Annotated in this window: 23 protein-coding genes, 1 pseudogene and 1 riboswitch; of the genes and pseudogenes, 12 read left to right on the top strand and 12 right to left on the bottom strand. The window is 64.0% G+C overall.

Annotated features, from left to right (window positions below; genetic code table 11):
- Positions 1-22: 22 nt before the first annotated feature.
- Together ACOQFP_RS23400 and ACOQFP_RS23395 are read left to right on the top strand one after the other, a co-directional pair.
- The gene (locus ACOQFP_RS23400; protein ID WP_374222411.1) at positions 23-787 is read left to right on the top strand and encodes an alpha/beta fold hydrolase; all 765 of its coding nucleotides are present in this window, start codon (positions 23-25) and stop codon (positions 785-787) included.
- An 11-nt stretch (positions 788-798) separates the two neighbouring features.
- Positions 799-1308 (top strand): hypothetical protein, encoded by a 510-nt coding sequence (locus tag ACOQFP_RS23395; RefSeq protein ID WP_421585707.1) that lies wholly within the window; start codon positions 799-801, stop codon positions 1306-1308.
- A gap of 14 nt (positions 1309-1322) precedes the next feature.
- Here the strand turns inward: ACOQFP_RS23395 and ACOQFP_RS23390 are convergent, their stop codons facing one another.
- Positions 1323-2282 (bottom strand): ArsR/SmtB family transcription factor, encoded by a 960-nt coding sequence (locus tag ACOQFP_RS23390; RefSeq protein ID WP_421585706.1) that lies wholly within the window; start codon positions 2280-2282, stop codon positions 1323-1325.
- Positions 2283-2337: 55 nt separating this feature from the next.
- On the opposite strand from ACOQFP_RS23390, the gene ACOQFP_RS23385 reads away from it, so the two are divergent.
- On the top strand, positions 2338-3102 hold the full coding sequence (locus ACOQFP_RS23385; protein WP_421585705.1) for a class I SAM-dependent methyltransferase: 765 nt from the start codon (positions 2338-2340) through the stop codon (positions 3100-3102).
- A gap of 8 nt (positions 3103-3110) precedes the next feature.
- Here ACOQFP_RS23385 and ACOQFP_RS23380 read toward each other — a convergent pair whose 3' ends face one another.
- Complete coding sequence (locus ACOQFP_RS23380; RefSeq protein ID WP_421585704.1) at positions 3111-5111, bottom strand: SDR family oxidoreductase; 2001 nt, start codon at positions 5109-5111, stop codon at positions 3111-3113.
- Between the two features lie 34 nt (positions 5112-5145).
- On the bottom strand, positions 5146-7275 hold the full coding sequence (locus tag ACOQFP_RS23375; protein WP_421585703.1) for an MMPL family transporter: 2130 nt from the start codon (positions 7273-7275) through the stop codon (positions 5146-5148).
- Positions 7276-7400: 125 nt separating this feature from the next.
- Here ACOQFP_RS23375 and ACOQFP_RS23370 point away from each other — a divergent pair, with 125 nt between their 5' ends.
- From ACOQFP_RS23370 to ACOQFP_RS23355, 4 genes are all read left to right on the top strand, one after another.
- Positions 7401-10676 (top strand): error-prone DNA polymerase, encoded by a 3276-nt coding sequence (locus ACOQFP_RS23370; RefSeq protein ID WP_421585702.1) that lies wholly within the window; start codon positions 7401-7403, stop codon positions 10674-10676.
- Positions 10677-10710: 34 nt separating this feature from the next.
- The gene (locus ACOQFP_RS23365) at positions 10711-11211 is read left to right on the top strand and encodes a metallophosphoesterase family protein (RefSeq protein WP_421585701.1); all 501 of its coding nucleotides are present in this window, start codon (positions 10711-10713) and stop codon (positions 11209-11211) included.
- A 365-nt stretch (positions 11212-11576) separates the two neighbouring features.
- Positions 11577-12416, top strand: coding sequence for a helix-turn-helix transcriptional regulator (locus tag ACOQFP_RS23360; RefSeq protein WP_341244371.1), 840 nt, complete (start codon positions 11577-11579; stop codon positions 12414-12416).
- A 113-nt stretch (positions 12417-12529) separates the two neighbouring features.
- Positions 12530-13459, top strand: coding sequence for an SDR family oxidoreductase (locus tag ACOQFP_RS23355; RefSeq protein WP_421585700.1), 930 nt, complete (start codon positions 12530-12532; stop codon positions 13457-13459).
- Between the two features lie 41 nt (positions 13460-13500).
- On the opposite strand, the gene ACOQFP_RS23350 is transcribed toward ACOQFP_RS23355, so the two are convergent.
- The 4 genes and pseudogenes from ACOQFP_RS23350 to ACOQFP_RS23335 form a co-directional block, all read right to left on the bottom strand.
- The gene (locus ACOQFP_RS23350) at positions 13501-14007 is read right to left on the bottom strand and encodes a HAMP domain-containing protein (RefSeq protein WP_421585763.1); all 507 of its coding nucleotides are present in this window, start codon (positions 14005-14007) and stop codon (positions 13501-13503) included.
- A gap of 509 nt (positions 14008-14516) precedes the next feature.
- Positions 14517-14720 (bottom strand): hypothetical protein, encoded by a 204-nt coding sequence (locus ACOQFP_RS23345; protein WP_421585762.1) that lies wholly within the window; start codon positions 14718-14720, stop codon positions 14517-14519.
- Positions 14721-14748: 28 nt separating this feature from the next.
- Positions 14749-15384: pseudogene (locus ACOQFP_RS23340) on the bottom strand (DUF222 domain-containing protein); the annotation flags it as partial.
- 113 nt (positions 15385-15497) lie between these two features.
- Positions 15498-15821 (bottom strand): winged helix-turn-helix transcriptional regulator, encoded by a 324-nt coding sequence (locus ACOQFP_RS23335; RefSeq protein ID WP_421585699.1) that lies wholly within the window; start codon positions 15819-15821, stop codon positions 15498-15500.
- A gap of 65 nt (positions 15822-15886) precedes the next feature.
- Here ACOQFP_RS23335 and ACOQFP_RS23330 point away from each other — a divergent pair, with 65 nt between their 5' ends.
- Entirely contained in the window at positions 15887-16633 is a 747-nt protein-coding gene (locus ACOQFP_RS23330) for an SDR family oxidoreductase (protein WP_421585698.1), read from the top strand.
- A gap of 53 nt (positions 16634-16686) precedes the next feature.
- Here ACOQFP_RS23330 and ACOQFP_RS23325 read toward each other — a convergent pair whose 3' ends face one another.
- Positions 16687-17241: a DUF6764 family protein gene (locus ACOQFP_RS23325; protein WP_206491755.1), complete on the bottom strand. Its 555-nt coding sequence runs from the start codon at positions 17239-17241 to the stop codon at positions 16687-16689.
- Positions 17242-17482: 241 nt separating this feature from the next.
- On the opposite strand from ACOQFP_RS23325, the gene ACOQFP_RS23320 reads away from it, so the two are divergent.
- Positions 17483-17794: a hypothetical protein gene (locus ACOQFP_RS23320; protein ID WP_421585697.1), complete on the top strand. Its 312-nt coding sequence runs from the start codon at positions 17483-17485 to the stop codon at positions 17792-17794.
- 31 nt (positions 17795-17825) lie between these two features.
- On the opposite strand, the gene ACOQFP_RS23315 is transcribed toward ACOQFP_RS23320, so the two are convergent.
- A complete protein-coding gene (locus tag ACOQFP_RS23315; RefSeq protein ID WP_341245207.1) occupies positions 17826-18293 on the bottom strand; it encodes a MerR family transcriptional regulator in 468 nt (155 codons plus the stop codon).
- A 69-nt stretch (positions 18294-18362) separates the two neighbouring features.
- Positions 18363-18827 carry a tRNA (cytidine(34)-2'-O)-methyltransferase gene (locus ACOQFP_RS23310; RefSeq protein ID WP_206491751.1) on the bottom strand — a complete coding sequence of 155 codons (465 nt, stop codon included), beginning with the start codon at positions 18825-18827 and terminating at the stop codon, positions 18363-18365.
- A 33-nt stretch (positions 18828-18860) separates the two neighbouring features.
- On the opposite strand from ACOQFP_RS23310, the gene ACOQFP_RS23305 reads away from it, so the two are divergent.
- From ACOQFP_RS23305 to ACOQFP_RS23295, 3 genes are read left to right on the top strand one after another with little or no spacing between them, the layout of a single operon-like run.
- A complete protein-coding gene (locus tag ACOQFP_RS23305; RefSeq protein WP_421585696.1) occupies positions 18861-19469 on the top strand; it encodes a pentapeptide repeat-containing protein in 609 nt (202 codons plus the stop codon).
- Between the two features lie 56 nt (positions 19470-19525).
- Complete coding sequence (locus tag ACOQFP_RS23300; protein WP_341245208.1) at positions 19526-20383, top strand: bifunctional methylenetetrahydrofolate dehydrogenase/methenyltetrahydrofolate cyclohydrolase; 858 nt, start codon at positions 19526-19528, stop codon at positions 20381-20383.
- Between the two features lie 11 nt (positions 20384-20394).
- The gene (locus tag ACOQFP_RS23295; RefSeq protein ID WP_206491745.1) at positions 20395-20712 is read left to right on the top strand and encodes a DUF3017 domain-containing protein; all 318 of its coding nucleotides are present in this window, start codon (positions 20395-20397) and stop codon (positions 20710-20712) included.
- Between the two features lie 49 nt (positions 20713-20761).
- On the opposite strand, the gene metX is transcribed toward ACOQFP_RS23295, so the two are convergent.
- Complete coding sequence (gene metX, locus ACOQFP_RS23290) at positions 20762-21910, bottom strand: homoserine O-acetyltransferase MetX (protein ID WP_374222413.1); 1149 nt, start codon at positions 21908-21910, stop codon at positions 20762-20764.
- On the bottom strand, positions 21904-23253 hold the full coding sequence (locus tag ACOQFP_RS23285) for a bifunctional o-acetylhomoserine/o-acetylserine sulfhydrylase (RefSeq protein ID WP_206491741.1): 1350 nt from the start codon (positions 23251-23253) through the stop codon (positions 21904-21906). Before ACOQFP_RS23285 ends, metX begins: the two co-directional genes overlap by 7 nt.
- Positions 23254-23411: 158 nt before the next feature.
- Positions 23412-23535: riboswitch (SAM riboswitch) on the bottom strand.
- Positions 23536-23615 lie beyond the last annotated feature (80 nt).

The following is a 23615-nucleotide window of genomic DNA, read 5'->3' as shown; positions in this document are numbered from 1 at the left end:
CGACACCGCTACCGTCGATGCAATGCAGATGATGTCGGAGACGGTCGACCTCGATGGAGTCGATATCGCCTATCACTCGTTCGCCCCGGTGGAACACCGGAGTGCGACGCAGGTGCCGGTGATGCTGGTGCACGGCATGGGCGGGGACAGCAGTACCTGGGATCGGTTCGTCCGAGCACTGACCGACCACGGTCGTCACGTCATCACCGTCGATCTGCGCGGGCACGGCAAGAGCGCTCACACACCCACGTACGAGTTCGATTCCTTCGGAGACGACCTGCTCGGCCTCGTCGACCACCTCGCGCTCACCGAGGTCGATCTCGTCGGGCATTCCCTGGGCGGATATGCAGTCTCACTGCTCGCGCAGCGTCGCCCGACGCTCGTTCGCCGTCTGGTGCTCGAAGAACTTCCGATACCGATTCGGCCCGGGGACGCTCCGCCGACCCTGACCGGCAGAATGCCGTCGATCACCGAACTCTGGCACGCAGCGACCAGCGTCGTTCTTCATCCCCGCGCAGTACTCGCGTTCGACCGATCGATGACGGCAACTGCTCTGGATCAGTTTCGTCGGCCGAATCCGCAGTGGTGGAAGTCGTTGGCCGACATCACTGCTCCGACGTTGATCCTCCGCGGTGGTCCCGGCGGAATGGTCGATCCGGATCGGCTCGACGCGATGGTCGCCGAGATTCCGACCTGCCGCGTCGAGGCGTTCCGCACCGGGCACAGTATCCATCGCGACGGATACTCGGCGTTCGAGGCCGCAGTTCTTTCGTTTCTGACGCACTAGGATTTTCAGGCATGTCACTGAGTGCGCTCGATCGTAGAATGCTCGGATGGTCGGCGCTGTTCGTGGTATCCCAGGCCAACATCGCCCGACTGCTCGGCCCCTCGGCCCCGAAAGTGCTTGCCGTGCAAACGGCGTGGTCAGCCCAGCGTTATCGGCAGATACTCGCGAGCATGGACGACACCGAGCTCGCTCGCTTCCGCAGCCACTATCTGCCCGACTTCGTCCATCCCGCTATCTATGCCGTTGCACTCAGGGCAGGCGCACGTAGCCTGGCGGCGAAGACTCCGCTCAGCCCTACGGCGACGACGGCGTTGGCCGTTGCGCCCGTCGTCTCCGCGGCAGGGGACTACATCGAGAACATCGTCGGATTGGTGTTGGTGGACAACCGGGAACAGATCACCGACACCGTCGTCCGCGCTACCACGGTCGTCAGCACCACGAAATGGGTGCTGGCCATCGGCACTGTGACGTACCTGAGTCAGGGATTCCTGCGGGTCTGGGGCAAGGCTCTGCTGCACTGAATCTCACGGCAGCACTACTGTTGCGCTCGGACCAACTCTTCCCCGAGCGTCGTGCGTACGTACAGCACCGACCGTCCCTGTCTGATACGGCGCACCAGTGCTCCCTCTCGCAGCACACGAAGATGCTGACTGGCCGCACTGGGTGAGACTCCCAGTGCGGTCGCAAGTGTGCCGGTGGTGGTCGGCACGTCCAGCGCGGTGAGGATCGTTGCGCGCTGGGGCCCGAGAAGATTCGTCAGCGCTCGGCTGGGGGTCTCGGGTGCGCTGTTCCACACAGCGCCTCGTCCGCGGGCCGGGTACACCAGGGACGGGGCGCGCGTCGGGCTCGTCTGGGTGACAGCGCCGTGCACGAAGACCGACGGAATCAGCGGAAGTCCACGTCCCTCGACATCGACCCACACCTGATTTTCGAGCCGATCGACCCACAAAACGCCGTCGTCCCATCGAACTCGAGAGTCGAGTTGCTCGAACATCTTTCGTGCCCCGAAGTGTGAGAGCTGCTGCGCTCGGTAGTCGACATCGCCATCGAGAACCGCTCGAATCCTGGCCCAGTCGGGTTCGAGGCACGCCGTCCAATACCGAGACAGCGCGTGGACGACACGCGTGCGCACGGTGCGGGACGGGCCGACGAGGACCGCCGGAACGTCTGTGGAGAAGGCTGCGGCGATATCGCGTCGCATCTCCGTTGCCGGTGTCGCCCCGACAACCGCGATTTCGTCGGCGAACGTAGGTGATGTGCTGGGCGGTCTGGGAGCGATGAAGTCCGGGATTCGCCCGTCGGGGGAGACCAATGCGGTCAGCATCTCGGTGTCACAGTGCTTCCATGCCGGCAGGACGCGTCGACGCCACGGTTCGTGCAGACGATGCCGGGCCGGCGAGGTCCACGCCCGCAGGCTCAGGACCGTCTCGAACAGCGGCGAGACGGTCAACGACGTGTCCGCCAGGTCGGCGGCCCTGAGGTGCAATGCGAGCATGTAGTCCCACACTAAATGGTGGTGTCGGGCAATTGTGCCCGGTGTACTTGTTCGTATGCCCATCGACTTCGCAGATCCAGCCAACGGCGACACCTATTCCGGCCGCGAGGCCGACTCCTCCTGGGTTGCCGCGATCACCGCCATCGTCGATCCGGCCGGCGCGCACGTCGTCGATCTCGGGTGTGGTGGAGGTACCTATGCTCGCGCATGGCGATCTCTGGGAGCGCATGTCACGGCCATCGATTCGAGTGCACCGATCTTGGAGTCCGCCCGCGGATCATCGCCCGCGGACATCGTTTTCGAGCGTGCACCCGCCGAGCACACGGGTCTACCCGACGGTCGTGCTGACATCGTGTTCGCTCGCGCACTCGTTCATCATCTGCCCGACGCCTCGGCGCTCGCGACCGAGGCGTTCCGGTTGCTGCGGCCGGGCGGCGTTGCGATCGTTCAGGATCGGACGAGCGAGGACGCGACCCGGGCAGGATCGCCTACGAACCCGCGTGGCTATCTCTTCGAGGCGTTTCCCCGATTGACGGACGTCGAGGGTAGACGACGACACGACCTCGCGGCCGTATCGACCGCCTTGACTCTGGCGGGTTTCGGCGAGGTTGCAACGCAACCACTCTGGGAGACTCGTCGACACTATGCCGATCGCGAGCAGTACCTGACCGAGATCGCCGGCAGGGTCGGGCGTTCGATCCTGCACGAACTCTCCGACGTCGAACTCGCGAAGTTGGTCGAGTACCTACGCGATCGCCTGGCCCCCGGTGAGTTGATAGAACGTGATCGCTGGACTCTGTGGACGGCCGTCGCCTCATGACGCGCGCGTCACCAACTGGTGCCGGGAACCAATCTGCCGATACGGCGCACAACCTTGCCGATACGGGCACTCGGTGTCTTCGGGTCGTACGACCGAACTCGGTAGGGCACCTTCCCGGTTTCGACGGATTCCGGCACTTCGCCTTTGGCAGCAGCGGATTCGGGAAACTTTCGGTAGTGCTGGTGCATCGTGCGGTCTTTGCCCTTGGGGGCGAAGATGGCACCGAACTGCCCGAGTGTCCCCAGCGGCGTGTCGATTCGTTTGGGTTTGTCGCTCAGCGCGCGGATCACCATCGCGGCAGCCCTCTCGGGTGAGAGCACCGGGCCGACGTTCTTGTCTCCCGTCGGGGTGATCATCGGAGTGTCCACCAGGGGCATGTGGATGGTGGTGTACGTGATTCCATCCGAGAGTGTCTCGGCGGCAGCAACATCGGTGAATCCGTCGAGTGCGGCCTTGCTGGCCACATAGGCGGAGAATCGAGGTGGATGTCCGAGAACCGCAGCGCTGGAGATGTTCACCACGTGCCCGAACTGACGTTCGTGCATGTGTGGCAGCAGCGCAAGCATCAATCTGATTGCCCCGAAGTAGTTGACGGCCATGGTGCGTTCGTAGTCGTGCAGCCGATCGGTCGATCGATAGAGTGACCGGCGGATGGAGCGGCCGGCGCTGTTCACCAGCATGTCGACGTGACCGTGTTCGCTCAGAATGGTTTTCACGGTGTGATCCACCGACTCGCTGTCGGTCACATCGCACGGATAGCCGTACGCAGTGCCGCCCGCTTCGCGGATGTGCTCGACCACCTCGTCGAGTTGATCCTGACCGCGTGCGAGAAGGATGACCACCGCGCCCTTGCGTGCAGCCGCTTCGGCACTGGCGCGGCCGATGCCCGACGAGCCACCGGTGACGATGATGTGGCGGCCGAACAGCGGTCCGCGCGGGTCGTTTCGACGATTTCGCTTGGGGTCGAAATTCTCCCGCCAGTACGTCCATACCCGATCGGCATACGTACGCAATGGAGGTGGGGTGATCGAGCTGCCCTGCAACGCCTGCTGAGTCAGCGCCGAGTCGAACACTGTCGGCAGGGTCAGGTGCTCGAGCATGACCGGGGGTACACCGACGTCGCGCAGGGCCGCGTCGCGCTGCTTACGGACAGCCCTGGATTTGGGGGCAACGACAGGAGCGACAAGCGCGCCGGGGACGTCGACGATCTTCGCCCGGGAGCCGGCAGCCGAAGAGAATGCCGAATACACCTCGGCCATCGACTGCGGAGTCGGATTCACCAAATGGAACACACTGTGGGGAGCAGTGTCTCGATGAACGAGTTCGACGATGGCCTCGGCCACGTAGTCCACCGGAACGAGGTTGGTGGCTCCCATCTTCGGCACCGTGATCGGCACGATCGACGGTAGCTTGGCCAGTTCCGCGAAGAACGGAAAGAAGTAGTACGGGCCGTCGATCTTGTCGATCGCCCCGGTCTCGGAGTGACCGATGATCGCTGCGGGCCGGTAGACACGCCAGTCCACCGTGCTGTCTCGGACCAGCTTCTCGGATTCGAACTTGGTGCGGTGATACGCCGTCGGGAATCCCTGTCCGAGGTCGAAATCGTTCTCGGAGAACGATCCTCGATAGTCGCCTGCCACGGCGATCGAGGAGATGTGATGCAGACGGGCACCGGTCTTGTCGGCAAGGTCGATCACCGAGGCGGTTCCGGCGACATTGGTCGGTGTTTGCTCGTCACCCGCCGTCAGGTCGTAGACGGCTCCGAGATGGAGTATGTGGTCGATGTCGGACGGGAGTTCGGAGAGCCCGAGTTCGGGTTCGGTGAGGTCGCCGATCAGGGGACGAATACGATCGCCGCCGTCGAGTTCTTTCGCCAACCGCTCGAGGCGGGCAACGGACTGTGAACGCACCAGTACGTGGATCATGGCATTCGCATCGCGCTCGAGCAGTCGAGACAAGACGTTCTTTCCGAGAAACCCGGTACCGCCGGTCACGATAAAGTTCGCCATGCGAGCCGACCTTACTCCAAGGTAAGTTCCGGTGCTAGTGCCCGATACCGGCTTTCTCGTGCACCTTCTTCATCCATGCCGGTGCCCACCAATTTGCCTCACCCATGAGCTTGACCAACGACGGAACCAGCAGCATGCGAATGATGGTGGCGTCGATGACCAGGGCCAGAATCACGCCGACGCCGAGGAATTTCATGATCGACAGACCCGAGATGGTGAACGCTCCGGTGACCACGATCAGAATCAGCGCCGCTGCGGTGACGATACGACCGGTTCGCTGAGCGCCGAAGATCACGGCTTCCTCGGTGCTCGCTCCGGCCGCGCGAGCCTCAACCATGCGCGACATCAGGAACACCTCGTAATCGGTCGACAAGCCGAAGATGACGGCGAGAATGAGAACGACGAACGTCGATTCCAGCGGTCCTGGCGTCACTCCGAGCAAGCCGGTGCCGTGACCGTCCTGGAACACCCAGGTCAGTGCCCCGAAGGTCGCGCCCAAGCTCAGACCGGCCATGAGTACCGCTTTGATCGGTAGCACCAGAGAACCGAACGCGAGGAACAGCAACACCAGCGTCGAGACGACCATGATCGCGATCATCACCGGTAACCATTTCGCGATTGCTGCGTTGCCGTCGTCGATGTTGGCACGCGCACCGCCGACGAGAATCTCGGTGCCGTTCGGCGGGGTGATCGAGCGCAGTGCAGCCACCGCCTCGGATTGAGATTCGGCCTCGCTCAGCCCACCGGTGGGTTCACTGTAGGACGCCTGTAGCGTCACGAAATCGTCTTTGGAGCCGAGGAACTCGGCGCGGGCGATCCCAGGGGTGGACTCCACGGCGGAGGTCAGTTCCGCGATGGGTGCACCCTGGGGTTTGACGCCGTCCAGGCCGCGCAGAACCACAGTGGCACCCTCGCCGGTCGACTCGAAGTCGGTGCCGAGGGTCTCGAATGCCATGCGTGCCGCATTGTCTTTCGGAAGCGCGGTGTAGTCGACCTCGCCCAGCGAGATCCCGCGTATCGGGGCAGCGAGGATCAACAGCCCGGCGACGATGGCGGTAGCGACGATTCCCGGGTGCTTCATCACTCGCGTGACGACGCCACCCCAGAACTTGTGTGCGCGGGCATCGCTGCGATCGGACGCCGAGCGTGACCAGGTCCAGGAGTTGATGCGCGTACCGAGAATCGCGAGCAGTGCGGGAACTGCGGTCAAGGACAGGACGGCCGCGCTCGCCACTGCCGCCATGGCTCCGAACCCGAGTGATCGGATCACCGCCTGTGGGAATACCAGCATGCCCGCGAACGCGCAGATCAACAGCAAACCCGAGAAGACGACGGTTTTGCCTGCAGTGGACACGGTCCGGACGGTTGCGTCGATCGTCGTCGACCCACTGCGTAGTTCCTCGCGGAATCGACTGACGATGAACAGTCCGTAGTCGATCGCCAGGCCGAGCCCCAGCAACGAGGCGACGTTGACCGAAAACGAGCTGACGTCGGTGAACTCGGTCAGTACACGCAGGATGGCCAGGGAGCTGAGCACGCTCAGGATGCCGACGAACACCGGGACCGCCGCGGCGATCACTCCGCCGAAGATGAAGACCAGCAGCAGCAGGGTAATGGGGACGGCGATGATCTCGGAACGGATCAGGTCGCTTTCGAGGGTTTGGCTGAGCGAGACTCCCACCACGGACGCGCCGGCGAACTGCGATTCGACACCGGGTACGACGAGTTGGGGAGGGAGTTCTCCGAACGTGTTGAACGTGACGCCCGAGTTCGCTCCGAGGGAGATCGTCGCCAGGGCTTTGGTGCGGTCTTTCGAGACCAGAAATTCTTTGGTGACCGGGTCTGCTGTCCAGTAGGAGCTGATGTTGCCGAGGGTGTACCGACTGCTGAATGTGTCGAGGGTCGCCTGCACCTGTGGTCCGATGTCGTCGATCGACTCGCCCTCGGGTGCTGTGTAGATCGCGACGATGTCCGGGGTCGGCTGGCCGATGCCCTGTACCAACCGTGCCACCTCGGACGATTCACTGCCTGCGTCGGTGTAGCCGCCCTCGCTCAGTTTCGAGAAGACACTCAGTCCCACTGCGCCGCCGACAGCGACAACGGCGACGACGATCGCCAGCACCCATCGTTTGTGCAATGCGACGAACGAGGCCCAACGGGTCACGACGGTGCTCCGGCTCTGTGGAAGTGGTAAGTGGCGTCTCGACTGTAGTTGATCGATGTCGGACCCCCGTGCTCTCATTAGAACAAATGTTCGATCATGCGACGATGCGGTGTGGGGAGGGCTCGATGGGATGGAACGACGGACCACCTACCTGGTCGGAGATGGAGCGTGTCCTGTCCGGACGTCCCAAGCCGGTGGTCGAAGGCGACGGGGGCGACAGCCCGGCCTGGTCACGAAAACGGGATCTCTACGAGCGCAGCATCGACAGGCCCGCGCAGTCGGTGACGCCGTACGCAGAACTGCATGCGCACTCGGCGTTCAGTTTTCTCGATGGTGCCTCACAACCCGAGGAGATGGTCGAGGAAGCGGTACGCCTCGGCCTCGAATCCATTGCCATCACCGATCACGACGGATTCTACGGAGTGGTGCGTTTCGCCGAGGCGGCCAGAGCCCTCGGCATCGGAACCGTATTCGGTGCCGAACTCTCACTCGACACCGATCGAACGAGGGCCGGGTCGACCGACCCCGACGGAACTCATCTACTGGTGCTCGCTCGCGGCCAGGAAGGGTATCGGCGGCTGTCGCGTCGAATAGCGGCCGCACACCTGGCCGGTGGAGTCAAAGGCAAGCCGCAGTACGACATCGACGATCTCACCGAAGCAGCGGGCGGGCACTGGCAGATTCTCACGGGCTGCCGGAAGGGGCATGTTCGGCGAGCGCTCTCGCGCGGAGGTTCGGAGGCAGCCGAGGCCGCGCTGCGCACTCTCGTCGACCGATTCGGCCCCGATCGCGTCACCGTCGAACTCACCCGGCACGGCATCGCGGACGACGACGAGTGCAACGACGCGCTGGCGACCATGGCTCGCAAGTTCGGCCTTCCGGTGATCGCCACCACGGCCGCGCACTACGCGACCCCGCGTAGTAGGAGATTGGCCATGGCAATGGCTGCGGTGCGGGCGCGAAGCAGCCTGGACGAGGCCGCCGGTTGGTTGGCACCGACGGGCGGCGCGCATCTTCGGTCCGGGGCGGAGATGGCCGAACTGTTCGAGCACTACCCGGGAGCGGTGCACGGTGCCGTCGAACTGGGTCGGCAATGCTCGTTCGATCTGACGTTGATCGCACCGCGACTGCCGCCCTTCGAGGTGCCTGACGGACATACCGAGATCAGTTATCTACGGCGGCTCACGTTCGAGGGCGCAGCCCGTCGGTACGGCCCGCAACCGGCGAATCCGGCGGCGTACTCCCAACTCGAATACGAACTCGACATCATCGAACGGCTCGAGTTCCCCGGTTACTTCCTGGTCGTCCACGACATTGTCGATTTCTGCAAGACACACGACATCCTCTGCCAAGGGAGAGGTTCCGCGGCGAACTCCGCTGTCTGCTACGCCATCGGCATCACCAATGTCGACCCGGTGGCCAACAAGCTGCTGTTCGAGCGGTTCCTCGCACCCGAACGTGACGGGCCTCCCGATATCGACATAGACATCGAGTCGGATCGACGAGAAGAGGCGATTCAGCACGTCTATGCCAAGTACGGCCGCACTCATGCTGCTCAGGTGGCCAATGTCATCACCTATCGCGGCAAGTCCTCGGTGCGAGACATGGCCCGCGCGCTCGGCTTCTCGCAGGGGCAACAGGACGCGTGGAGCAAACAGGTCACCCGATGGTCCGGGATCGGTGAGCACGAGGGCGAGGGTATTCCCGAGTCCGTTCTCGAGCTCGCGCGTCAGATCGAGGGCTTCCCACGTCATCTCGGTATCCACTCCGGCGGCATGGTGATCTGCGATCGGCCGATCGCAGACGTCTGCCCGGTCGAATGGGCAACGATGGAGAACCGAAGTGTGCTTCAGTGGGACAAAGATGATTGTGCCGCAGTGGGTTTGGTCAAGTTCGACATGCTCGGGCTCGGTATGCTCTCGGCGCTGCACTACATGATGGACCTGATCGCCGAACACAAAGGCATCGACATCGACCTCGCCTCGATCGACCTGTCCGAGCCGCAGGTGTACGAGATGCTCCAACGGGCCGATTCGGTGGGGGTGTTCCAGGTCGAGTCGCGGGCGCAGATGGCCACGCTGCCGCGACTGAAACCACGCAACTTCTACGATCTGGTCGTCGAGGTCGCCTTGATTCGTCCAGGTCCGATCCAGGGTGGTTCGGTACACCCGTACATCAAGCGCCGTAACGGACTCGAACCGGTGACCTTCGATCATCCGTCGCTCAAGAAGGCGCTGGATCGAACGCTCGGAGTGCCGCTGTTCCAGGAACAGCTGATGCAGATGGCCATCGATGTCGCCGGTTTCAGCGCCGCCGACGCCGATCAATTGCGCCGCGCCATGGGATCGAAACGATCGCCGGAGAAGATGGAGTTGCTGCGGGGCCGATTCTACGACGGGATGCGCGATCTTCACGGCATCACCGGTGCAGCAGCAGACCGCATCTACGAAAAGCTTTCGGCGTTTGCCAATTTCGGCTTCCCCGAGAGCCATTCGCAGAGTTTCGCCTCGCTGGTCTTCTATTCGTCGTGGTTCAAGTTGCATCATCCGGCTGCTTTCTGTGCGGGCTTGTTACGCGCCCAGCCGATGGGGTTCTACTCACCGCAGTCCCTGGTCGCCGATGCCAGGCGACACGGTGTGCTCGTTCACGGTGCCGACGTGAACGCCAGTCTCGGTCACGCGAATCTCGAGGGAAACGGCCTCGAGATTCGCATGGGGCTGGCCGATGTGAAGTTCATCGGCACGGCGCTGGCTCAGAAGATCGTCGATGCGCGGGAAGCACACGGGCCCTACCTCTCGTTTCTGGATCTGACGGGCCGTGTCGAATTGTCGGTGGCGCAGGCGGAAGCGCTGGCCACGGCCGGTGCACTCGGTTGCTTCGGTATCACTCGCCGGGAGGCACTGTGGGCTGCGGGCGCGGCGGCGGGAGAGCGGCCAGGTTTGCTCCCCGGCATCGGCGCATCGACGAAAGCGCCTGCACTGCCGGGGATGACAGACCTCGATCTGGCCTCGGCCGACGTATGGGCAACCGGGGTATCACCGAATTCCTATCCCACTCAGTTCTTTCGAGATCGTCTCGATTCGCTCGGGGTGGTTCCCGCGAATCGGCTGCTTCGGATCCCCGATGGAGACCGAGTCCTCGTGGGCGGGACGGTGACACATCGCCAGCGGCCGGCCACCGCGGGAGGTGTCACCTTCATCAACCTCGAGGACGAAACCGGGATGGTCAATGTCGTGTGCTCGGTCGGATTGTGGGCCAAGTACCGCAAGCTGGCGATCACCGCTCCAGCGTTGCTGATCCGGGGCAAGGTGCAGAACGCGGAAGGGGCGGTCACCGTGGTAGCAGACCATCTGCAGCTGATGGATCTGCGAGTCGCATCCAAGTCGAGGGACTTTCGTTGACGGAGTGAAGCTGCTCGAGTGCACAATCGACGGTGTGAAACTGCTGCTGATTGCCGACACTCACGTCCCGAAGCGTGCACGTGACCTCCCCGACGAGGTCTGGACGGCCGTCGATGATGCCGACGTGGTCATCCATGCCGGTGACTGGGTAGATCTCGAAACGTTCGAGGCCCTGTCGCAGCGTTCTCGCGCTCTGGTCGCATGTTGGGGGAACAACGACGGTGACGAGTTGCGTGCACTGATGCCCGAGCGCGCAGATGTGGTGCTCGGCGAGGTTCGGTTCACCGTGGTGCACGAGACCGGTGCCGCAGCCGGCCGTGAACGACGCATGGCGGCCGCGTACCCGGAGACGGACGTACTCGTGTTCGGGCACAGTCACATACCGTGGGATACGTTCGCAGACAACGGGCTACGGCTGATCAACCCGGGATCTCCGACGGACCGGCGTCGACAACCGTTCTGCACGTACATGACGGCTGTGGCCGAGGACGGCGAACTGAAAGAGGTCGAGCTGCACCGCCTCGCACCTCGATAGTTCACACCGGCGCGCTCACATGCCGCCGCCACCCTGATGACGGTTCCGGTGGAAGTCGGTCTCGATGATTCCCGGTTCCACGGCGTTGCCGCGAATACTCTGCGTTGCAACCTCATTGGGCTGCAACCTCTTTGGATAGTCCCACGGGCAGTGTGTCCACGGCGGCTTGGCTGCCGCGTCGTGCACGTACATGCCGGGGCTGCCCAAGGTCGCTGCGGCCCAAGCCGCCGCGACACCGCGGCACCGATCCCACGGCTTCCGCCGGTGACGATGGTCAGGGGGAGCGCTGTCGTTCGACAATAGTCATCACGGACAGGGCACAATCGAGGCAGCATCGACCGAGCTCGATGGTGAGGAGGTTCGTCGTGATCGATCGTCCTGAGTTGGCAGCATTTCTTCGGCAGCGGCGTGAGTCGCTGCAGCCCGAGGACATCGGCCTTCCGAGAGGGCAGCGGAGGCGAACTCAGGGTCTTCGTCGTGAAGAAGTCGCCGAACTGTGCCACATGTCGACCGACTACTATGCGCGGCTCGAACGGGGAACGGGCCCTGCTCCGTCGGCGCAGATGATCGCGTCGATCGCGCAGGGCCTGCATCTGTCGCTGGACGAGCGCGACTACGTTTTCAGGCTTGCCGGTCACACTCCTCCCATGCGTGGGGCGTCGAGCGAACACGTCAGCCCCGGCCTGTTGCGCATCATGGATCGCCTGCACGACACTCCTGCCGAAGTCCTGTCCGAACTCGGAGAAACGCTGCGTCAAACACCACTGGGGGTGGCACTGACCGGCGACGCGTCGTTGCGCACCGGCCCGAACCGGAGTTTGGGCTATCGCTGGTTCACCGACCCGGCTGCCCAGCAGTCGTATCCGGCGCAGGAGCGTGCCCTGCTGTCTCGGGCGTATGCGTCGGGGCTGCGCGAGATCGTCACTCGTCGCGGACCCGACTCCACAGCAGCACGCCTGTCCGCCGAGCTGCTCGAGGTCAGCGAGGAATTCCGAATCCTCTGGGCCAAACGCGAAGTGGGTGTCCAGCCACCTGAGTCCAAGCGGTTTCTGCACCCGACGGCGGGCATGTTGCAGCTGAACTGTCAAACCCTTCTCGATCCGGAGCAAGCGCATCGCCTGCTGGTGTACACAGCAGTCCCTGGCAGCGACAGTCACGCCAAGCTGGAACTGCTCGCGGTGGTGGGAACCCAGGTCCTGTCCTGACTCGGTGCAGGGTGTCGGTCTTATCGGTGGATCGGGAAGTCCTGGATACGCCCGGCAGGTTCGTCGAACATGGATTCTGTACGCACACAGACACCGCAGCCGAGGAGCTGGACATGAGCCGTATCTCAGATTTATCCGTCCCCGACCTGACCGGGAAGCTCGTCGTCGTCACGGGAGCCAGCGACGGGATCGGGCAGGTCATCGCAACCCGGGTCGCTCGCGCCGGTGCAGAGGTCGTTATGCCGGTACGCTCAGCGGCCAAAGGCGAGCGGGTGGCCGAGGGTATTCGCTCCGCGGTGCCGGGCGCGAAGGTGAGCACCAGGGCGTTGGACCTGTCTTCTTCGAGTTCCGTTGCAGAGCTTGTGGACGAGTTCGTCTCGGACGGACGCGCGATCGACGTACTCGTCAACAATGCCGGCGTCATGCAGCCACCCGAGCGGCAGGTCACCCAGGACGGATTCGAGCTGCAATTCGGTACCAACCATCTCGGTCATTTCGCGCTCACCCTCGGTCTGCTCCCGCTTCTTCGGGCAGGTAGGGCACGCGTCACTCATCAGACGAGCATCGCGGCGCGATCGGGGACCATCAACTGGGACGACCTGAACTGGGAGCGCTCCTACGACGTCATGAAGGCCTACAGCCAGTCGAAGATCGCGGTGGCTCTGTTCGCTCGCGAACTCGACGCGCGAAGCAGGGCCGGTGGATGGGGGATCACCAGCAACCTGGCCCATCCTGGGGTTTCGCCGACGAATCTGCTTGCGGCCCAACCAGGTCTGGGGCGCACGAAAGACTCTGCGGGTCGAACATTGGTCGGCATGCTTGCCCGTGTCGGCATTGCAGGCTCCGTCGACAGTGCTGCGCAGCCAGGATTGATCGCAGCCGTGGGCAGCGCGTCGCGCGGTGATCAGTTCATCGGTCCCACACGATTGATCAGCGGACCGCCCGCAGAGGTCGCATGGTGGAAGCCGCTGCGCGAGATGGACGAGGCGCGCCGACTGTGGGAGGTATCAGAAGCGCTGACCGGGGTAAGCCTCTCGTCCTGAACCAGCAGGTGCCGGAAGTCTTCGACTGCCCCCGAGGGTCGTCATCGAGGTGTCGGTGCGGGATCTCTGGCGTGATCGACCAAATCGTGAACCAGGCCGATGATGAGGTCCATTTGGGCGATGACGTCGACGCGCAACTGGTTTTGTTGTTCTTCGGTCATGTCCGGTGCGTCCGGACGGTCCAGGGACATCAGCAGGTCGATGTTGGTGCGCAGTGCCGTCAGGGGCTCCATCAATTCTGCGCCCGCATCGATGATCAGTTGTCCCTGCCGTTCTCTCGATCGGGACAGAGACGCCAACATTTCGTTGAAACTGGTGGCGAGTGAGGCGAGTTCGTCGTCTCCGTTGACGTCGATCGGCTCGAAATCTGCGGTTCTGGCGACCCGTTCGGTGCCTGCTCGCAGGCGTCGGACCGGACGCAGTCCGGTTCGGGCAACCGCGGCACCGGCGACACCTGCCAGTGCGACGAGAAATCCACCGACGAGAACGAGAGCCAGTGTGAGTTTGGCGAGCAACCGTGACGCTCCACCGAGCGATTCGGCCACCATGATCGTTCCGCCGGATTCGATGCTCTGGGCGGAGATGTAGTAGCCGCGTACCTCTCGCAGCGACCGGTCCGCGTCGCCGTCCACTACCGCCTGCTCCGGGGCGTCCAGAACGCCGTCGGAGTTGGTGAAGGGATCGGTACCGTTCGAGGAGGTCATCAAGTCTCCTCCGGCAGAGACCAACGCGACCTTCGCATTGGTTCCCTCCGTTGCGAACCCGAACAGGTACGGCGAAGCACCCGAGGCTGCGCTGGCCATCAGTGCGTCGCTGTTTCGCCCGACGCGGTCGATGACCTGCGAACGAAGGGCCTGCTCGGCAACGAGATAGATCGCGAGAGCGCTGACCGCCACGGCCAGGGCGGCCACACTCATCGTCAGAAGTCGTATTCGTCCGTGCAACGTCAGCGCCCTCGGGCGCAGGGTCGCACGTGCATTGCTCATTTCTCGAGTATGCCGGTCGGCGAGACGAGGCCCGTCCGCAGGTTCCTGTGCACGAAGTCGATGCCGCAGAGTTACCCGAGCGGTCCCAACCATTCGTCGGTCAGTGCGGCCATTCGGGAAGCGTCGACGTCCATCAGCGGCTCGAGGTCGAGGAAGTGGCGCGCGATCGTGATGCCCATGATGCTCGCCACCGTCAATGCCGCTCTCAGTTCGGCGTCCTCTCCTGCCATCGCGCGCGCCAGGTTCGTCGTCCGCTCGTGCAGATAGGTACGCATCACCGTTGCTGCTTCGGGGGAGATGCATCCGCGCCATGAACGCATCGCACAGTCGTTCCTGTCTGCCACGTGGGTCTTTCGGGCAGACGTTATCGGCCATCTCGGCGAGCAGCTGCCACGCGGCGGCGGCTTCGGGGGCGGTGAGCTCGGCCCGAATGCGGGCGAGCTCACCGGCGGGACTGTAGGTGACGGTGCGGAATCGTTTCGCGAACTCCCGTAGTGCTGCTGCCTCCTGCGGTGCGACGCGCAGCAGGATGTCCCAGATCTGTGTCTCGAGTGGGCCCGGGGACGAGCGGCGGGCCGCGTCGACGACCTCGCCCTCGACGGCGGCGACGATGGTGTCGGAGAGGTTGTCGAGGATCCGGCACGCGGTCCGCACCCGCGGGAAGTCGACCTCGCCTGCCTCGAACGCGTCCTTGATCAGCGGAAGGCGGGTGTGCAGGGCCACTGCGACCGAGATGTATCCCTCGGCGACGGTCGCCGAGCATCCCAACGCCAACGCCATCTCGGAGCGCCCGTAGCGGCTGTAATGCTTGTGCTCGGTATCGCGGGTGATCCAGTCGGTGTGCACGCGGTAGCAGGCGGCGATCTTGCGGGCCGCGTGCCGATTCTCCTCCCGCGCGGCAGCAGTCAACGCCTCCAACGACACCGTCGGTACCGCCATGATCTTCACCCCCCAGTGAACCGAACAAGAACGTATGTTCGAACTAGAAGGAAGAGTAAACGACACTACCGACACAAATGGGTTGATGATTCGAAGGGGTGTTATCTAGCTGGTCAGGAGCTGTCGGTGCGAGTGTCGTTGGCCTCGTCCCATCGTTGCGCCCAGTGCCATAGCGGTTCGAGTGCAGGTCTGAGTTCGTCCCCGAGTTCGGTCAAGCGATAGGAACCGTCGGAGTCTTTGATCAGTACTCGAGCGTCGATGAGCGTGCGCAGACGAGTAGCGAGCACGCTGGACGAGATATCGTCGGTTCGTCGTCGGAGTTCGAGGAACCCGAGCGGGCCGCCGCGTAGTTCCCACAGAATGCGCATGTTCCATCTCTGGCCCAATAGATCGAGCACATTCATCATCGAGCGGTGGGATGCACTTGCCATTTCCATTGCGCTTCATCATAGTGGTTCGAAAATCGAAGCAGTTCGAATATCGAAGCGCAGGGAGGGTGGCGATGACGCAACGTTTGGTAGGTAAGTCGGTCCTGATCACGGGCGGGTCACGCGGCATCGGAGCGGAGACCGCGGAACAGCTCGGTGCCGAGGGAGCCTTGGTAGCGGTGAACTACCGAGAAAAGAAGCGTCGCGCCGACGCGGTGGTGCGCGCGATCGAAGACGATGGAGGTCGCGCGCTCGCCATCGGAGCCGACATCACCGACCCGGCCGCAATCGATGCGATGCTCAGCTGCGTCGCTACCGAGTTCGGTGCCCTCGACGTGCTGGTGCTCAATGCGTCCGGCGGGCTCGAACTCGGTGCCGAACCCGGCTATGCGATGGCCATCAACCGAGACGCCCAGGTTGCTCTGGCCAGGGCGGCCGCAGAACGAATGAACCGCGGCTCACGGGTGGTATTCCTGACCAGTCATCAAGCGCACTTTCACGGTCGCAGACCGGTACCCGCCGAGTATGAGCCTGTAGCAGCGAGCAAGCGCGCGGGAGAGGACGCACTGCGGGCTCTGATCCCTGAACTGAGCTCCCGAGGAATCGAATTGGTCGTCGTCTCGGGAGACATGATCGAGGGCACCATCGTTGTCACTTTGCTGGAGCGTCGAAACCCGGACGCTGTGGCTGCCCGCACCGCGCACGGCTCGCTCCCTACCATTGCCGAGTTCGCGTCTGCAGTGGTGGATGCAATTGTCGAGCCGATCGCCGAAGCCGGCCATACCGTCTACGTCGGCGGAGCCGACTACCTCGATGAGTAGCGATCGAGGTAGTCGGCTCCGCCGACTTGTGTATCGGTCGTGCGGCCGACGAATCAGCTACCGAGTACGCAGAACTGACCGCTCGTGAGGTTCAGTGCCAGGGACAGCGGGCCGACGCAATCGACACCGCGGCCTTCGGACGTGGCACCGGATCCCCAGCCTGCGACCGCGAGGGTCGTCTGGCCGGCGTCGGCCCACGAATGCGCGATTCCGCCGCCGAGCGCGAACGCGTAGGCGGTGCCCGCATTCTTGCTCGCTCCGAGTGCGACTCCGTACCCGTTGGCGTAGGTGGTGGTCGCGCCGGGTCCGTCGTTGACGCTCACCGCGGTACCGCTGTCCGCTGCACCTGCGGTGGCATGACCGGTGCCGTTCGACGTAGCGCCACAGCTCGCGGTGTCGTCGACCTGGATGTCGTTGGCCGAGGGCGGAGACACGCAGTTGACCGGCGCTGCCGATGCGGTGGCGGTACCGGCGAGAGCAATGCCGGTCATTGCCGAGCCGAGGGCGAATACTGCTGCGGTGCGGGCAATTCGGTTACCGAACCGACTCGACGTGCGCGTGGAGGAGGAGAAGGGCGAAGTCGGGCGGGGGAGGGAAACAGAGAACAACAGAAGGCTCCTTCACGAGCGAAACGGGTCGGTGCGGCACACGGTACCCCGCTCGAGCAGTTCTCGGCAGCAAGCTGGTGCAGTTTGTGTAACGGTGCCGCCGGCATCGGGGAACGATTCGTCGTGGAAGTCCGGCTTTTCCTGTTTCCTGGCAGCTGCCGTTGCCCTCGGATTCGTGTTCGGGTCGGTGTTCGACTCTGCGCCCTGTGTATCGAAGTAGACTCCATCGCTTGATGATTCGGTGTCGCCGCCAGGGTTCGCGGATGCGTCCGGGTCGGTCTGCGACGCGTCGGTCCGGCTCGCTCACGAGCTCGCTGGACGCAAGAAAATCGTTACCTGCCGCAAGTGGATCGACGCTGCCAATCCGAGCGCACCGCACATGCGCGGCAAAGTGCCGCAGTGCGGGGTCGACGTGTCACAAAAGAACTGCATCTCGGACAGGATCGATTTGTCGACGCTCACAATTGATTTCAGCTCCGACGAGGGGGCGGGCGACGGGCAGGTGCCCCGCACCGTGGAGATGTCAGGTGAACCGATGTGCGAGCCGCCGTGACTGCACTGAGTTGGCCCGACGCGCCCCGATCTCAGGGACCGGTGGCACCGCCGTACGTCGCAATTTTGTATTCGGTTGCCGCGAGCGAGAGTTGTAGTTCGCGAATACGACGCCGAACGGTGTCTCGATGTTCGACGAGCAGATCGAGGCGTTCGGGAACGGTCTGTTCTCCACCGTCTACCAGTTCGACGTAATGCTGCAGATCGCGCATCGGCATTCCCGACAGCCGCATCCGGGTGAGGAAGACGAGCCTGCGTACCGCCGCCTCGTCGTAGCGGCGGTGGTCGAGGCTGTCGCGGGCCACCTCGATCAACCCAGACCGTTCGTAGTAGCGGAGAGTGTGCGCGGAAATGTCGAGTAGCTCGGCGACTTCGGCAATGCTCAAAGGCTCCGAGAGCGCTCCTGGCTCGATCAGATCGTGCAGCAGCTCGACCGTGATCGGTGCCTCCGAATCGATGACGGCTGCCAGCGCCTTGTTCATCAAGTCCATCGTCGCCATGAGTACCGACGATAGTCCGCTCTCTCGGATACTTCTGGGTGTGCTTCGAGCGCATTCGAAGCCGATGCGTCAGACGCTGCCCTGGTATCCGTGCTGCCGCCAGGCCTCGTACATCGTGACCGCCGCTGCGTTGGCGAGGTTGAGTGATCGCCGTCCCGGAATCATCGGAATGCGTAGTCGATCGCTGACATGCGGGTCGTCGAGAACCTCGTCGGGCAGACCCGTGGGTTCCGGTCCGAACAGCAGGACATCGCCGGGTTCGTAGGCGACATCGGCGTACGACCGTGTGGCGTGCGCTGTGTAGGCGAACACCCGCGTCGGTGCCAGCGCCGCCCAGGCCGACGGCAGGTCTCGGTGCACGGTGACCGACGCGAGGTCGTGATAGTCGAGCCCGGCACGTTTGAGCTTGGGCTCGGACATGTCGAAGCCGAGTGGGCCCACCAGGTGCAGTTCGCATCCGGTGCCCGCGACCAGGCGAATCGCGTTGCCGGTGTTCTGGGGAATCCGGGGCTCGAAGAACATCAGTCGAAACACCCGGTTCACTTTGCCACCCCGAACCGGGGAAGTATGGGGCAGGTGGACGACGAACAGATCATCGGTGAAGATTTTTCCGACTCGCGACTCGACGGGCAGGAGTGGACGGGCAAGCATTTTCTTCGGTGCACTTTTCGCGATGCAGACATGAGTGGAGTGCGAACCGAGGCGGTGGTGTTCACCGAATGCGACTTCACCGGCACCGACCTGACCGAATCGATCCACACGAACTCGGCGTTCCGCTCCTGCACCTTCACCCGGACGAATCTCCAGCACAGCACCTTTCGGCACTCGACCATGATGGGCTCGACGTTCGTCGACAGTCGGATGCGACCCGCGACGTACGACGAGGTCGATTTCACTCTCACTGCACTGGGGAAAGCCGATCTTCGTGGCCTCGACCTGACGGGGTGCCGGATGCGGGAGGCGAATCTCGTCTCCACGGATTTTCGGAAGGCCACCGTGAACTCGGTCGATTTCTCGGGTGCACGCACCGTCGACGCCACGTTCGACGAGGCTGACCTTCGCGGAGCCCTCGTCGATTCGTCGCTGTGGGTGAGCGCAAGCGTACGAGGCGCAAAGATCGAGCTGATGCAGGCGGTTGCGTACGCGGGCGCTCAGGGTCTTGTCGTCGAGGGCTGACGCGCCCGCCCGGACCGGCGCGCCGCAGCCGACCTCGAGCCTGGAACAATGGCCGAGTGACTGCAACGATCCTCGATGGCAAAGCGACCCGCGACGAAATATTCGTCGATCTCACCGCCCGCGTGGCGGCACTGCGTGAGAAGGGGGTCACCCCGGGGTTGGCGACGGTGTTGGTCGGTGACGACCCGGGCTCGGCCGCATACGTTCGGGGCAAGCACAACGATTGCGCGAAGGTCGGTATCACCTCGATTCGCCGTGATCTGCCCGCGGACATCACCCAGGCGGATCTCGAGGCCGTCATCGACGAACTCAATGCCAACCCGGAGTGCACCGGGTACATCGTCCAGCTGCCCTTGCCGAAGCATCTCGACGAGAACGCTGCGCTGGAGCGAATCGATCCGGACAAGGACGCCGACGGACTGCACCCGATCAACCTGGGTCGGCTCGTGCTCGGCAAGGATGCCGCCCTGCCGTGCACACCCCGCGGCATCGTGCACCTGCTCAGGCGCTACGACGTCGCTCTCGACGGTGCCCATGCTGTGGTCATCGGCCGCGGTGTCACCGTGGGCCGGCCGCTCGGGCTACTGCTCACCCGGCGTTCGGAGAACGCCACAGTCACGTTGTGTCACACCGGAACGCTCGATCTCGCGGCCGAGGTCTCCCGTGCCGACATCGTCATCGCTGCCGCCGGAGTGCCGGGATTGATCACCGCAGACATGGTCAAGCCGGGCGCTGCGGTGCTCGATGTGGGGGTGAGCCGTACCGAGGACGGGCTGCGCGGGGACGTCGCCGACGGTGTCTCGGAGGTGGCCGGTTTCGTCTCGCCCAACCCCGGTGGCGTCGGACCGCTGACGCGAGCGTTCTTGCTCACCAACGTGGTCGAGCGCGCGGAACGCACTGCGGCGCAGGGCTGAGCGTACCGACGATGAACGCCGCGGAGGATGCCCGAGACGAGCCCGAACCGGGGTTCCGCGCAGCTGTGGCGCGCAATCTGCCGATCCTCGCGGTCTCTGTCGTCGTGCTGGCCGCACTGATCCTGGTGTTGGCAGATCGTTGGCGACGCGGGTCGTTCATCTTCGGATGTGCCGCGCTACTGGCCGCAGTGCTCAGACTGTGCCTGCCGGAATCGCGCGTCGGCATACTGAGCGTGCGCAGTCGAGGATTCGATGTGCTGGCGCTGGGCGGGGTCGGGGGAGCGATCGTCTTCTTGTCGCTGTCGATCGACCCGCTGGGAACGGACTGACGCCTGCCAGGAGCAGTCTGCAGGGGCAACCGGACAAGCACGTTCGGTGTCAGCGCCGTCCCAAGCGGGCCAGCTCCATCGTCTCGGCGAGCAGCTTCGCCACCGAATCGGCCTCGGTGAGAAAGCCGTCGTGGCCGTCGCGGGATTGGATTACTTCGAGTCCGCGGCACTGCGGGAGTTCGCGGGCGATCTCCTTCTGCAGCCGCAACGGATACAGGCGATCGGAATCGACGCCGCCGACGATCGTCGGAACCGGTACGGACGCAAGAGCTTCGGCGACACCGCCGCGGCCCCGACCCACATCGTGGCGATTCATGGCCTCGGTGAGCAGCACATACGTCGCCGCGTCGAATCGGTTGACCAGCTTCGCTGCCTGATGCTCGAGGTAGCTCTGCGCGGAGTATCTGCCACCGGCCCAGGGGTCTTCGTCGTTCTGCGGCGAGTTGCCGAACCTGATGTCGAGTTCGCTTTCGGTTCGGTACGTCAGGTGCGCGATGCGCCGCGCGATGCCGAGACCGGCCTTCGGTGAGGTACCGGTGTCGTGGTAGTTGCCGCCGAGCCATCCCGGATCGGCCTTGATCGCGGCGATCTGTGTTGTCTGAGTGCCGATCTGGTCGGCAGTTGCCCTGGCACCGACCGCGAGTACCAACGCGGCCGCCACACGGTCGGGATGGCCCACGATCCATTCCAGGGTGCGCATTCCGCCCATGGAGCCGCCGACGACGGCCGCGAACCGCTCGATTCCGAGGACGTCGGCCACGGCAACTTCCGCGGCCACCTGATCCCGGATCGATATTTCCGGGAAGCGCGACCCGTACGGCGAGCCGTCGGGAGAGATGCTGCTGGGGCCGGTGGTGCCTCCGCAACCGCCGAGGACGTTGGTCGCCACGACGCACCACTCGTCGGTGTCGATGGGGCAACCGGGACCGACCATTCCGTTCCACCAACCCGGCAGAGCGTGATCGGCGTCCGACGGACCGGACACATGCGAGTCCCCGGTCAGTGCATGTTCGACGAGGACCACGTTGCTGCGGTCGGTGGCGAGTTCGCCCCACCGTTGCACCGCGACGGTGACCTGGGGGATTCGAGCGCCGTTCTCGAGATCGAGACTGCCGATGTCGATGGTTCCCAGCCGCCCGTCCGGAGACGGAAGAACCGCCTCCGGACGAACGCCTGTGTCGCAGCTGTGACTCAAGATGCCGCCGCGCTGAATCCGGCCTCGAGATCGGCGATGATGTCGTCGATTCCTTCGATGCCTACGGCAAGACGCACCAGGCCTGGAGTGACGCCCGAAGCCAGCTGCTCCTCCGGAGTCAGCTGGGAATGCGTGGTGGATGCGGGATGGATGACGAGTGAACGCACGTCTCCGATGTTAGCGACGTGGCTGTGGAGTGTGAGTGCGTCGACGAACTTCTTGCCCGCGTCCACTCCGCCCTTCAACTCGAACGCGATGATCGCGCCCTGCCCCTTCGGCAACAGTTCCTGCCCACGTTGGTACCACGGCGAGGATTCGAGTCCGGCGTAGTTGATGGACACCACGTCCTCGCGCCCGGCGAGGAACGCGGCAACCTTGCGCGCGTTCTCCACGTGCCGCTCGATCCGAAGGCTCAGCGTTTCCAGGCCCTGGCTGATGAGGAAGGCATTGAACGGCGAAACCGCAGCACCGATGTCACGCAACAGCTGGACGCGTGCCTTCAACGCGAAGGCGGGCGCACCGAGATCGGCGAACACGACGCCGTGGTAGCTCGGATCAGCGGTGGTGAAATTGGTATGACGGCCCTGCGTCCAATCGAACGTGCCACCGTCGACGATGACGCCCGCGATGGCTGTTCCGTGGCCGCCGAGGTATTTCGTCGCGGAGTGCACCACGATGTCGGCACCGTGCTTCAACGGCTGCAGCAGGTACGGCGTCGCCACCGTGTTGTCCACGATCAGTGGGATGCCGTTCTCGTGGGCCACCGCCGAGATACCGGGGATGTCGAGAATGTCGTTCTTCGGGTTCGAGATCGACTCGCCGTAGAACGCCTTGGTCGACGGGGTGATTGCGGCACGCCACTGCTCGAGGTCATCGGGATCGTCGACGAACGAGACGGTGACGCCGAGCTTGGGGAGTGTGTAGTGGAACAGGTTGTACGTGCCGCCGTAGAGCCGCGGGCTCGACACGATGTGGTCGCCGGCCTCAGCGAGGTTGAGAATGGCGAACGTCTCGGCGGCCTGACCCGACGCGAGCAGCAATGCCGCGACTCCGCCTTCGAGGGCGGCGATGCGCTGCTCGACGACGTCCTGCGTCGGGTTGATGATGCGGGTGTAGATGTTGCCCGGCTCGGCCAGGCCGAACAGCGCGGCCGCGTGATCGGTGTTGTCGAACGTGTACGAGGTGGTCTGGTAGATCGGCAACGCGCGAGCGTTGGTGGTGCCGTCGGGGGTTTGGCCCGAGTGGATCTGCTTCGTCTCGAAGCTCCAGTTGGCGGCGGGGTCGGTGAAGGGATCTTCGGTGGGTGCTCCGGAGGCGTCGGTCGGGTCCGGGGTCGAATCGGTCATGGCTGGTGATACTCCGTTTTCGAAGTCGAGTGCGAGGTCGAATGAAGCTCGAGAAGTCGAGCGTTACGGGGCGTATCGGTACAGCAACACATGAGAGAACCTCCTGACTGGCCTCGGTCCATTTCAGGGCCGAGGATTCAGTGGGTCCGCTGCCTGCGGACCCGCGCTTGTCGATTCGGCACTCGGCGTGCCGGATCGGCCCGGTCGTTCACCCGGGGCACCCCACCGCGGTTGGAGGGTTGCCGGCCAGCAAGCCGGGGCTCGATGCTGGCACTCATGACCTGGCGCAGATTCTAGCGGGTGCGACGGGCCTACCGGAACAAGGGCTCGGGCTCGGGTGCGCGGGCGATCACGCTCGAGCA

This window comes from Rhodococcus sp. MALMAid1271, assembly GCF_049195265.1.
Classification (GTDB): domain Bacteria; phylum Actinomycetota; class Actinomycetes; order Mycobacteriales; family Mycobacteriaceae; genus Rhodococcoides.
The sequence above is the reverse complement of the archived record's forward strand: the minus strand, read 5'-3'. Positions and strand labels throughout refer to the sequence as shown.